This window comes from Paraburkholderia podalyriae, from assembly GCF_014397785.1.
Classification (GTDB): Bacteria; Pseudomonadota; Gammaproteobacteria; order Burkholderiales; family Burkholderiaceae; genus Paraburkholderia; species Paraburkholderia podalyriae.
In genome coordinates, this window is the sequence record NZ_VZQQ01000108.1 from 1 (window position 1) to 11,971 (window position 11,971).

Here is an 11,971-nt window from a genome sequence, read left to right on the forward strand (position 1 = left end):
TTCCGCCGACTGGCCAGAGACTATGAGCGATTGCCTGAAACCTTGGCCGGTTTGCACTTCGTCGTATTCTCCGTGCTTATGCTTGTTCACTTTGCAGCCCTTAACAAAAGTGCCTAACACCCTCTAGTGGCATTTTCCTTCCATAAGGCATGATGGTATTTCCGATTCGTTCGGGATGGGAGCATATCGCTGCAGCCGCCCCCATTCAATGCGTGCCGTCGTGCAGCACACAACTAACAGTCAATTGCCCGCGCCTGTATCCCAGACTTCGCCACAACCGCATCTCCAGGACGACCGGTGGTTCAGTTCTGTGCATGAGGCAGGGCGAACCCGGTCTGGATCGCGATGATGTCTCGTTCCAAGCCTCGCGAGCGGCGAGATAGACCCATGTAAAAGGCAGCACACCATTGGCATTGACAAAGTCAATTGGCGGGCCAAAGCGGTGAGCCTTGGAGGGTGATGCTGTTTCGACATATCGCGGGTCATCTACCGCGCGAACAAACACTCGGTCCGGCTCGTAGGAGTATTTTTACCTCGCCGATCGCTCTAAAGATTTGCTCCGCAGTTGGGACTAATCCTTTCAGTTCTTGAGGTAACCTGTATTTCACATCTTCATTTTTGACATCGGGTAGTCGCTCAATCCGAGCCAGCCGCCTCCATCCTCGCTAGAGCACTGACCTTGGTCAACCGCGTCTTCGCCGGCAACGTGAGCAGTCGTTTTTGCTCCGGCGGAATTTGCGTGCGGTCTTCAAACGGTATCCCGGCCAGCACTTCAGCGGGGCACAGTTCGTTTAGCGCGTCCTGTTCGGTCATGAAGAAGGTGTTGACTTGTAACCTTGAATTGCCGTGAAGGATCTTAAGGACCGCAGGTAAATGCGATGGGACATCGCCTATGAACTGCCACGCAGGATAAGCGCGACCGTTCTTCTTCCCCATCGGCACATTTCGCGCTGTCCGCGGCGGCAGTGCTTGCACCGGCGGATGTTGATAACCCCTTGAACTGCGCGGGACTATGGCGCTGCCACAGCAGCATCAGATCGGTCGCTTGCCGGAGCGGGCATCAAACCGGCGGTTTTTGACGACATTATGGTCCGGCGACGCAACGAGCATTTGCGAGATTTGGCGCATTCATCGCCGCGCAGCGCCGGGCGATGCAAGCCGTACACCTGGCCGGATGGCGGCGGCGCGTGTCTAAGCGCGGCCATTGTGGTTGTCGATCACGCTAGTTGAAGCAAGCGGTTGCGCCGTGCACAGCCTCCGTGAATCAGTGCACCGAAGCACACCGCGAAACGGTCCACGATGAAACGCGCCTGGTTCTGCGCCGCCCGACCTGTGCCGTCAGGAAATAGTCGTTGATAGTCGCAAAGCCTTTCCGGATAAGCATTTCCGGTCTGTGCCGGCAAATCTGGCATAAAGCCTGCGTTCCATCGCTCGACTTGTATTCAAGATTGAACTCATGGAACGCATTGCTCCCTTCAAGGTTCGCGCGCTGCTAGACGCTTATCGTCAAGGCGAAACATCGCCATGCGACACGGTCGTCACAGTGCTGCAACGTCTTGCCACCACGCATCGTCCGGAAGCGTGGATCCTTCGCGTGTCCGAAGCCTCGCTCGTCGCGCGCGCCACCGAACTCGAACGTCTGCTCGCCGACGAAGGCCCGGCGCTCTTCGCCCGCATGCCACTCTGCGGCGTGCCGTTCGCGGTGAAGGACAACGTCGACTTCGCCGGCCTGCCGACCACCGCCGCATGCGATGCCTTCGCCTACACGCCGGGCGAAACGGCGTTCGCGGTAGCGCGTCTGCTGGACGCAGGCGCGATTCTCGTCGGCAAGACCAATCTCGATCAGTTCGCGACGGGTCTCGTCGGCACGCGTTCGCCGTACGGCGCGGTGCGTCAGATCACGCGCGATGAATACGTGTCGGGCGGATCGAGCTCCGGTTCGGCGATTGCGGTCGCGACGGGCATCGTCGCGTTCTCGCTCGGCACCGATACCGCGGGTTCCGGACGCGTGCCTGCGGGCTTCAACGGGCTGGTGGGGCTCAAGCCGTCGCTCGGGCTCGTCAGCAAGCGCGGCGTCGTGCCGGCATGCCGCACGCTCGATACGCTGTCGGTGTTCGCGCACGACGTCGCCGATGCCTGGCAAGTGCTCGACCGGCTCGCGTTCTACGACCCGCACGACGGTTACTCCAGGCCGCTGCTCTCGCGCGGTTTGCAACACGCGCCATTGCGCATCGCGATTCCCGACACGCTCACGTTCTTCGACGACCACCACGCATCGGCCGCCTTCGCCGCGACCATGGATGGCATCGCCAGGCATCTCGCGTTGACGCCGTCGACATTCACCTTCGCGCCGTTGCAGCAGGTCGCCGCGCTTCTTTACGACGGCCCGTGGGTGGCCGAGCGCCGCGCCGCGCTCGGCACGTTTTTTTATGACACATCACCACGATATCGACACAACCGTCGCGAAGGTGATCGGCCAGGCGGAGCGTTTCGATGCGGCCGCCGCGTTCGACGGGCAGTACGCGCTTGCGAGGCTGGCGCGCCAAGCTGCAGCGCTTTTCGAGCATGCGGACGTGCTGATCGTGCCGACCACGCCGACGCACCCGACCATCGCCGACGTGCAGGCCAATCCCGTGGAGGTGAACAGCCGTCTGGGCGTCTATACGAACTTCGTCAATCTGCTGGATCTGTGTGCGCTCGCCGTGCCCGGCGTGCCGCGCGCCGACGGTCTGCCTGCGGGCGTGACGCTGATCGGACCATCGGGCGCGGACCAGCAGCTCGCGGTGCTCGGCGCGCGCATTCAGGCGCTGTTCAGCGAAGCCGTCGAGCAACGCGATGCCGACGCGATCGCGAGCCAGCCGCTGCCGATCCAGGAACCGGTCGTCATGCTCGCCGTGGTCGGTGCGCATCTGCGGGGCGAGCCGTTGAACTGGCAACTGCTGCAAGCCGGCGCGCGCTTCGTCGAAGCCACGACGACTGCGCCTTACTACCGGCTCTATGCACTCGCCGGCACATTGCCGCCGAAACCCGGCCTCGTGCGCCGGACGGACGACGCGGCAGGAGGCGAAGCCATCGCTATCGAACTGTGGGAAGTGCCGCTGCGCACCTTCGGCGCGTTCGTCGCCGCCGTGCCCGCGCCGCTCGCCATCGGCACGCTCGAGACCATCGACGGACGCAGCGTGAAGGGCTTCGTCTGTGAGCCCTCGGCGATCGCGCACGACGCGGGCGCCCTCGACATTACCGCTTACGGCGGCTGGCGCGCGTATCTCGCGCACCGCGCGCCACAGCCGAACGCCTGATGCCCGTCATCGGAAATCGAGCATTCAGAACGCAGTGATCGACCAACTCAAGGAAACCACACCATGACTCAACGTCGCGACTTCATCAAGCAGGCGGGCGCGTTCGCGCTCGGCAGCCTGCTGCCGCTCGAAAGCGTGTTCGCTGCCGAAAAGCTCACCGTCGGCGTGATCTACGTCGGCTCGAAGGGCGACTATGGCTACAACCAGGCGCAGGCCCAGGCCGCCGCGGTCATCAAAAAGATGCCGAACATGAAGGTGGTCGAAGAAGAAAATGTGCCGGAAACGGTGGCCGCGCAGAAGTCGATGGAAGCAATGATCGAGCAGGACGGCGCGACGCTCGTTTTCGCCACCTCGTTCGGCTACTTCGATCCGCACGTGCTGAAGATGGCGGCCAGGTACCCGAAGGTGCGTTTCGCGCATTGCGGCGGCCTCTGGAAGCAGGGCAACCCGTCGAACATCGCGAGCTACTTCGGCTACATCGACGAATGCCAGTACCTGAACGGCGTCGTCGCGGGCCACATGAGCAAGAGCAAAAAGCTCGGCTTCGTCGCGGCCAAACCGATTCCGCAAGTGCTGCGCAACATCAACGCGTTCACGCTCGGCGCGCAGTCGGTCGATCCGTCCATCACGACACACGTCATTTTCACGGGCGACTGGTCGATGCCGGTCAAGGAAGCCGAAGCGACCAACAGTCTTGTCGATCAGGGTTGCGACGTGCTGACCTGCCACGTCGACGGTCCGAAGGTCGTGATCGAAACGGCGGAGAAGCGCGGCGCGATGAGCTGTGGTTACCACGCGAGCCAGGCGGCGCTCGCGCCGAAGGGCTATCTGACGGGCGCCGAGTGGGACTGGGCGACGCCGTACAAAACGCTCGTCAGTGACGCGCAGACCGGCACGCCGCAGCCGAACATTCTGCGCGGCGGCCTCAAGGAAGGCTTCGTGAAGATGTCGCCCTATGGCGCCGTGGTGACGGCCGCCGCGAAGACCAAAGCCGACGCCGTCAAGGCGCAGATGATGGCCGGCCAGTTCGTCATCTTCAAGGGCCCGCTGAAGGACAACAAGGGCGGCACCGCGATCGCGTCCGGCACGGCCTACGCTCAGACCGACATGACGCTCGAAAGCATGAATTATCTCGTCACGGGTGTGGTGGGCCAGATCTGATCCAGCGTGCTGACAGCGCAATTCGCGCAACTGAAGGAGAGACCATGCGTGCTCATGCTTCCACGGTGACGTCGTCCGGCATTGCCCGCGCGCTGCTCGGCGTGCTGCCCGCACTGCCGACGCTCGCGGCGGTCGCCGGCACGCTGCTGCTGTTCGCGATCTTTCTGCTCGTGCAGGGCCAGCCCGCGGGCGACGCGATCGTGCTGATCGCGCAAGGCGCATTCGGCTCGGCGTTCGCGTGGCAGAGCACGCTGCTGCGCGCCGCGCCGTTGATGCTCACCGCGCTGTGCGTGGCGCTGCCTGCGCAGGTCGGCCTGATCGTGATCGGCGGCGAGGGCGCGCTCGCGCTCGGCGGACTCGCTGCGGCCGTCACGCCGCAACTGCTGCCGCACGGCACGCCGTGGTGCGTCGCGACGCCCGCGATGGCGCTGGCGGGCATGATCGTCGGCGGTGCGTGGATCGGCACGGTCGGCGCGTTGCGGCAGTGGCGCGGCGTGAACGAGACCATCAGCTCGCTGCTGATGTCGTATATCGCGATTGCGTTGTTCAAGCATCTGGTCGAAGGGCCGTTGCGCGATCCGGCGAGCCTGAACAAGCCGTCGACGCTGCCGCTGCCCGATGCGTTCACGGTCGGCTCGCTGCCGGGACTCGATGTGCATTGGGGACTCTTCTGGGGCGCGCTCGCGTGCGTCGGCGCGTGGATCTTCGTGCGTCACAGCACCAAGGGTTTCGCGATGCGCGTGACGGGCGGCAACGCGCGCGCCGCGCGCCTCGTCGGCCTGCCAGTCAACTCGCTGGCGTTGACCGCATGCGTGCTCGGCGGCGCCGCCGCGGGACTCGCCGGCATGTTCGAAGTCTCGGCGGTGCAGGGCAGCGCGAACGCGTCGCTGCTCGCGGGGTACGGCTACGCGGGCATCCTCGTCGCATTCGCTGCACGGCAGAATCCGCTCGCGATCATCGCGTGTGCGCTGATGATCGGCGGCATCGAGGCGAGTGGCAGTCTGCTGCAACGGCGCCTCGATCTGCCCGACGCAACGACGCTCGTCTTGCAAGGCCTGCTGTTCGCAAACCTGCTCGCGTGGGAAGCGCTCGGCGGCCGGCTCGCCGCGTGGCGCGTGAAGTTGCAGGCGGTCGCGCAATCCGGACTGCCGCATCCGCTGGAGCAAACTCATGCCTGATCTGCACTCGCCCGTTACCGTGCTGCTGCTCTCGCTCATTGCGGGCGCGATTCGCGTCAGCACGCCGTATCTTTTCGTGAGCCTCGGTGAATGCCTGACCGAGAAGGGCGGTCGCGTGAATCTCGGGCTCGAAGGCATTCTCGTGTCGGGCGCGATGAGCGGTTACGCAGGCTCGTACCTGACCGGTTCGCCGTGGCTGGGCGTGCTGCTTGCCGGATGCGCGGGCCTGCTGCTCGGCTGCCTGCACGGACTCGTCTGCTCGCTGCCGCGCGTGTCCGACATCGCGTTCGGTATCGCGTTGATGCTGTTCGGCACCGGCCTCGCGTTCTATCTCGGCAAGCCGTTCATCGAGCCGCAGGCGGCGATGCTGCGCTCGTTCGACTTCGGCGCGTGGAGCGCTTCGCCGCAATTGCATAACGCGCTGCACGTGAATCCACTCTTCCTGATCGGCGTCGTGCTTGCGTTCGTTCTGCAATGGGGTTTGCGCTCCACACGCTGGGGCATGACGCTGCGGCTCGTCGGCGAAAACGCGGAGAGCGCGCGGGCGATGGGCTATCCGATCACGCGCGTACGCATCGCGGCGACGGCGGTCGGCGGATTTTTCGCGGGCGTCGGTGGCGCGTATCTGTCGCTCGTTTATCCGGGCAGCTGGAACGAAGGCCTGTCGAGCGGTCAGGGGTTGATGGCCGTCGCGCTCGTGATCTTCGCGCGCTGGCAGCCGCTGCGCTGTCTGTGGGCGGCGCTGCTGTTCGGCGCGGCCGGCGCACTCGGCCCCGCGCTGCAGGCGATCGGCGTGACGAGCGGCTACTACCTGTTCAACGCCGCGCCGTACGTGCTCACGCTCGCAATCATGATCGTCAATTGCCGGCCGGATCGCACGCTCGCAGGTGCGCCCGGCGAACTGAGTCTCACGCGCTGAAACCGCCGAAGCGATCCACCTACTTTTTGTCTCACCGGGAGTCCGACATGGCCCGTTTCATCGAAGCCCGACCGTATCCGTGGCCCTACGACGGCGCGTTGCGCGCCGACAATACGGCGCTCATCATCATCGACATGCAGACGGACTTCTGCGGCATCGGCGGCTATGTCGACAAGATGGGCTACGACCTGTCGCTGACGCGCGCGCCGATCGAACCGATCAGCCGCGTGCTGGCAACGATGCGCGAGCAGGGTTTCACCATCATCCATACCCGCGAAGGACACCGGCCCGATCTGTCGGATCTTCCTGCCAACAAGCGCTGGCGCAGCCGCCGCGTGGGCACGGACGGCATCGGCATCGGCGACGACGGTCCGTGCGGCAAGATCCTCGTGCGCGGCGAACCGGGCTGGGACATCATCGACGAGCTCGCGCCGCTGCCGGGCGAGATCGTCATCGACAAGCCGGGCAAGGGCTCGTTCTGCGCCACCGATCTCGAACTCATTCTGCGCACGCGCGGCATCGTCAATCTGGTGCTGACCGGCATCACGACCGACGTGTGCGTGCATACGACGATGCGCGAAGCGAACGACCGCGGCTTCGAATGCACGGTTCTCGCCGACTGCTGCGGCGCGACCGACAAGGGCAATCACGACGCGGCACTGAACATGGTGCTGATGCAGGGCGGCGTGTTCGGCACGGTGTCGGATTCCAGCGCGCTGATCGCGGCGCTCGGACGCTGATCATGTCGACGCTCGCCAGCATGAAACCGCTGCCGTCACACACCGGCGCCCTCGGCATCGAGGTGCTCGGCGCGAGCAAGCGCTTCGGTGCTTTCCGCGCGCTCGACGACGTGACGCTCAAGGTGCGCGCAGGCACGCTGCACGCGCTGCTCGGCGAGAACGGCGCGGGCAAGAGCACGCTCGTGAAAGGTCTCGTCGGTTATGGCGTGCTCGACAGCGGCCAGATCGCCGCGGACGGCCGCGAAGTGCGCATTGCTTCGCCCCGCGATGCGCAGGCGCTCGGCATCGGCATGGTGTACCAGCATTTCACGCTGGCGGCGGGTTTGTCGGTGGAAGAGAACCTGCTTCTCGCGCGTGGCCGGATGCCGTGGAAAATCGACTGGCAAGCCGAACGCAAGGCGCTCGGCGCGTTCATGCGCGGCATGCCGTTCCGGCTCGCACTCGACACGCCGGTGTCGAGTCTCGCGGCCGGCGAAAAGCAGAAGCTCGAAATATTGAAGCAACTGTATCTGCGTCAGCGCTTCCTGATTCTCGACGAACCGACCTCGGTGCTGACGCCGCAGGAAGCGGACGAAGTGCTCGGCCTCATGCGCGATCTCGCGACGCGCAGCGAACTCACCGTGCTAATGATCACGCACAAGTTCCGCGAAGTGATGGCCTACGCGGACGACGTCACGGTCCTGCGCAAGGGCCGCTTAGTCGGCAGTTGTGCAGTGCGCGATACCGACCGCGACCGCCTCGCATCGTGGATGATGGGCAGCGACGCCGGTTTCGACGCGCGCGCGACAGCCGGCATCGACGACGTGCGGCCTACGCGCCGGCCGCTTGTCGCCGATGCGCCGGTGGCGCTCGAACTGTCGGCGCTGACGGTGGTGGACGATCGCGGACACGTGGCGGTGCGCGATGCGTCGCTCGCGGTGCGCGCGGGCGAGATTCTCGGCCTGGCGGGCGTGTCGGGCAATGGCCAGAAGGAGCTGATCGAGGCGCTGGTCGGCCAGCGGAGCGTGCGATCGGGCGACATGCGCGTGAAGGGAGAAGCGTATCGCGCGACGCGCGAAGCGATGACGCGCCTGAAAGTCTTCGCGTTGCCCGAGGAGCCGCTGCGTAATGCGTGTGTCGCGAATCTGAGCGTCGCGGAAAACCTCGCGTTGCGCGACTTCGATCGCGCGCCGTTGCGCGCGGGCGGCTGGCGGCTCAACCGTCGCGCGTTACGCGAACGCGCCGAAAAGCGCGTTGCCGAGTTCAACGTGCGGCCGCCGGTGCCGGAGCGCGCGATCGGCACGCTGTCGGGCGGTAACGTGCAGCGCGCGGTACTGGCTCGCGAACTCGGCCAGCCGGTCGATGTGCTGATCGTCGCCAATCCGGTGTTCGGCCTCGACTTCGCGTCGGTGGCCGATATACACGCGCGCATTCTCGCGGCGCGCGACGCGGGCGCGGCGGTGATGCTGGTGAGCGAAGACCTCGACGAATTGCTGGAACTGGCCGACCGCATCGCAGTAATCGCGGAAGGGCGGCTCGTTTTCGAAACCGCAGTGGAAAACGCGGACCGCGTGGTGCTCGGGCGCCACATGGCGGGCCACAACGACGATCGGCAACCCGAAGCGGCGGACACTGCCGCCGCCTTTCATGGAGCATGACAGATGAGTTCGAGTGGACTCGGCGGATTGAACCGCTCGCCCGCGGGCGTCGTAATCGGCCTCGTGCAATTGCAGAATCCCAATGTAGAAACGCCCGCGCAGCTCGCGGCGCAGACGCAGCGCGTGGTCGAACTGGTCGGCAAAGCGCGGCGCAACAACGCGGCGATGGATCTCGTCGTGTTTCCGGAATACGCGTTGCATGGCCTTTCCATGCGCACCGACGACGCCATCATGTGCAGCCTCGACGGCCCCGAAGTGGCCGCGTTCAAGGCGGCGTGCGTTGAGCACCGCATCTGGGGCTGCTTTTCGATCATGGAGCGCAATCCAGGCGGCAATCCATACAACAGCGGATTGATCATCGACGACCAAGGCGTGATCCAGCTTTACTACCGCAAGCTGCATCCGTGGGTGCCGGTCGAGCCGTGGGAGCCGGGCAATCTCGGCGTGCCGGTCTGCACCGGGCCGCGCGGCGTGAAGCTCGGCCTCATCATCTGCCACGACGGCATGTTTCCGGAGATGGCGCGCGAAGCCGCCTACAAGGGCGCAGAAGTGATTCTGCGCACGGGCGGGATACACCGCGCCGATCCGCCACGCGTGGCGCATCACCAATCAGTCGAACGCGTTCCAGAATCTCGCGCAGACGGCGAGCGTCTGTCTGTGCGCAGCGACGGCACGTTCGATTCGATGGGCGAGGGCATGTTCTGCGATTTCGACGGAACGGTGATGGTGGAGGGCAGTCATCGCCCGGACGAGGTCATCGTCTGCGAGATGCGGCCCGATCTCGTGCGCGAGGCGCGTATCCATTGGGGCGTCGAAAACAACATCTATCAGTTCGGACACCGCGGCTACGTTGCGGTGAAGGGCGGCGCGCAGGATTGCCCCTATACGTTCATGCATGACATGGTGCGCGGCGAATATCGTTTGCCTTGGGAGGCCGAGGTGCGCGTGACCGATGGCACTCCTTGCGGCTTCGCACCGCCGGAACGCATTTACAAGGGTTGACTGCCATGCCGACCGTCAACCAGGCGTTACCGTCGCCGTTCGCGTTCGAGCCGTCGAAGACGGCGCTCGTCGTGATCGACATGCAACGCGATTTCATCGAGCTGGGCGGATTCGGCGCGGCGCTCGGCAACGACGTGTCGCTGCTCGCGGACATCGTGCCGGATGTCGCGCGGCTGATCGCGCATGCGCGCACCCACGGCTGGCACGTTGTGCACACGCGCGAATCGCACGTGCCTGATCTGTCCGATTGTCCGCCGGCGAAACGTCTGCGTGGGCAGCCGAGCGCGCGCATCGGCGGCAAAGGGCCGATGGGACGCATACTCGTGCGAGGCGAACCGGGTAATGCAATCATCGACGCGCTCGCGCCGATTGACGGTGAACTGGTGATCGACAAGCCGGGCAAGGGGGCGTTCTACGCGACGCGGCTCGGCGAAGAGCTTGCGATGCGCGGCATCACGCATCTCGTGTTTGCGGGCGTAACGACTGAAGTGTGCGTACAGACCTCGATGCGCGAAGCGAATGATCGCGGTTACGACTGTCTCGTGATCGAAGACGCGACCGCGAGCTACATTCCCGCGTTCAAGGAAGCAACGCTCGCGATGATCCGTTCGCAAGGCGGCATCGTCGGCTGGACTGCGACGCTCGAACAATTGCTGGAGGCCGACGCTTGACCACACCGCCTGTCATCAACGACCCGGCGATCGTCGCCGAAGTGACCGCCGTGTTCGAAGCCTACGAACGCGCGCTGGTCGATAACGACGTCGACGCGATGAACGTGTTGTTCTGGGACGCTCCGGAAACGGTACGCTATGGAATTGCAGAAATCCAGCACGGCGGCGAGGAGATTCGCGCGTGGCGGGAATCGTGCGTGCCGGTGCCGGCTTCGCGCAGACGGCATCGCACGGTCGTGACGACGTTCGGCCGCGACTATGCGACGGTCAGCACCACGTTCACCAGCGACGCCACGCCGCTCGTCGGCCGTCAGATGCAGTCGTGGGCGCGGCTTGGCGCGCACGATGCGCCGTTCGGCGGCTGGATCGTCGTTGCTGCGCACGTCAGTCTGATCGATGCGCCCGATCAACCCGACGTGCAAGCCGCCCACGGGAAACGCGGATAATGCCGGGACGATTTGCAGGAGACTGGTCATCAAACCCAAACGGCTGACCGAAGCTAAAGACCCGATCGACGAATCCGACGACGTGGCGCCTGATGCGTCGAAAATCGTCTATGGCGCGAACCCGCTTGCCGAGCAGGTGTACCTGCAACTCAAGCAGGACATTTTCGACTTCCGGCTGTTTCCGGGCGATCGCTTCTCGGAGACTGACATCGCGCAGCATTACGGCGTGTCGCGCACACCGATGCGCGACGCGCTGTTCCGTCTGCTACGCGAAGGCTATCTGGAAGTCGGCTTCCGGCGCGGCTGGAAAGTGTGCAACATCGACTTCGAGCGGCTTGACCAGCTGTACGACCTGCGCATCGTGCTCGAACTGGCTGCTATAGAGCGCGTGACGAGCGGCTCGAACAATCGCGCGATCGACGCGCTCAAGGCCATCTGGTGCGTGCCGCGTGACGCACGCGAGACCGATCCGGCGCGCATGTTCCGGCTCGACGAAGGTTTTCATCGCGGGCTGGTGGAAGCCGCGGGCAACACCGAAATGCTACGCGTGCATAACGAAGTGACCGAGCGCATTCGCATCGTGCGACGCCTCGATTTCCTGAAGCCGCATCGCACCGACGCAACCTACGACGAGCACGCCACGATGCTCACGCTGATCGAACGCGGAAAGCTCGCCGAAGCAGGCATTATGCTGCGCGCGCATGTGACGCAGAGCAAGCTCGAAGTCCGCAAGATCACTGTTTCGATGCTCGCGCAGGCGCGGGACAGCAAGTTGCCGTTTGTGAGTTGAGGGGCTCCGGTGCAAATAGCGCGCGTGCGAATCGGTTAAGGTGTCGGACTGAACAAATTGAGAGCCGACGATGAGCAAACTGAAGAGCCTGGACGAACTGTTCGCAGGCCGTCACTTTGACCGTGAAG

General features: G+C 64.6%; 10 protein-coding genes and 2 pseudogenes. 11 read left to right on the top strand and 1 reads right to left on the bottom strand.

Annotation, left to right across the window (positions count from 1 at the left end; translation table 11 throughout):
• Positions 1-117 (top strand): annotated as a pseudogene (locus F6X42_RS40020) (IS5/IS1182 family transposase); the annotation flags it as partial.
• Positions 118-636: 519 nt separating this feature from the next.
• On the opposite strand, the gene F6X42_RS40025 reads toward F6X42_RS40020, so the two are convergent.
• On the bottom strand, positions 637-936 hold the full coding sequence (locus F6X42_RS40025) for a hypothetical protein (RefSeq protein WP_187639342.1): 300 nt from the start codon (positions 934-936) through the stop codon (positions 637-639).
• 520 nt (positions 937-1,456) lie between these two features.
• Here F6X42_RS40025 and atzF point away from each other — a divergent pair.
• The 10 genes and pseudogenes from atzF (at position 1,457) to F6X42_RS40075 (ending at position 11,843) form a co-directional block, all read left to right on the top strand.
• Positions 1,457-3,299 (top strand): annotated as a pseudogene (gene atzF, locus F6X42_RS40030) (allophanate hydrolase).
• Between the two features lie 63 nt (positions 3,300-3,362).
• Complete coding sequence (locus tag F6X42_RS40035) at positions 3,363-4,460, top strand: BMP family ABC transporter substrate-binding protein (RefSeq protein WP_187639343.1); 1,098 nt, start codon at positions 3,363-3,365, stop codon at positions 4,458-4,460.
• Between the two features lie 44 nt (positions 4,461-4,504).
• Positions 4,505-5,638 carry an ABC transporter permease gene (locus F6X42_RS40040; RefSeq protein ID WP_187639344.1) on the top strand — a complete coding sequence of 378 codons (1,134 nt, stop codon included), beginning with the start codon at positions 4,505-4,507 and terminating at the stop codon, positions 5,636-5,638.
• Positions 5,631-6,557, top strand: a complete 927-nt coding sequence (locus tag F6X42_RS40045; RefSeq protein ID WP_187639345.1) for an ABC transporter permease — start codon at positions 5,631-5,633, stop codon at positions 6,555-6,557. Before F6X42_RS40040 ends, F6X42_RS40045 begins: the two co-directional genes overlap by 8 nt.
• A gap of 47 nt (positions 6,558-6,604) precedes the next feature.
• Positions 6,605-7,297 carry a biuret amidohydrolase gene (gene biuH / locus F6X42_RS40050; protein WP_187639346.1) on the top strand — a complete coding sequence of 231 codons (693 nt, stop codon included), beginning with the start codon at positions 6,605-6,607 and terminating at the stop codon, positions 7,295-7,297.
• A gap of 2 nt (positions 7,298-7,299) precedes the next feature.
• A complete protein-coding gene (locus F6X42_RS40055; protein ID WP_187639347.1) occupies positions 7,300-8,934 on the top strand; it encodes an ABC transporter ATP-binding protein in 1,635 nt (544 codons plus the stop codon).
• A gap of 3 nt (positions 8,935-8,937) precedes the next feature.
• Positions 8,938-9,936, top strand: a complete 999-nt coding sequence (locus F6X42_RS40060) for a formamidase (RefSeq protein WP_187639348.1) — start codon at positions 8,938-8,940, stop codon at positions 9,934-9,936.
• A gap of 5 nt (positions 9,937-9,941) precedes the next feature.
• Complete coding sequence (locus tag F6X42_RS40065) at positions 9,942-10,607, top strand: cysteine hydrolase family protein (protein ID WP_187639349.1); 666 nt, start codon at positions 9,942-9,944, stop codon at positions 10,605-10,607.
• Positions 10,604-11,053 carry an oxalurate catabolism protein HpxZ gene (gene hpxZ / locus F6X42_RS40070; RefSeq protein WP_187639350.1) on the top strand — a complete coding sequence of 150 codons (450 nt, stop codon included), beginning with the start codon at positions 10,604-10,606 and terminating at the stop codon, positions 11,051-11,053. Before F6X42_RS40065 ends, hpxZ begins: the two co-directional genes overlap by 4 nt.
• Complete coding sequence (locus tag F6X42_RS40075) at positions 11,013-11,843, top strand: GntR family transcriptional regulator (RefSeq protein WP_312893014.1); 831 nt, start codon at positions 11,013-11,015, stop codon at positions 11,841-11,843. Before hpxZ ends, F6X42_RS40075 begins: the two co-directional genes overlap by 41 nt.
• Positions 11,844-11,971: the final 128 nt, after the last annotated feature.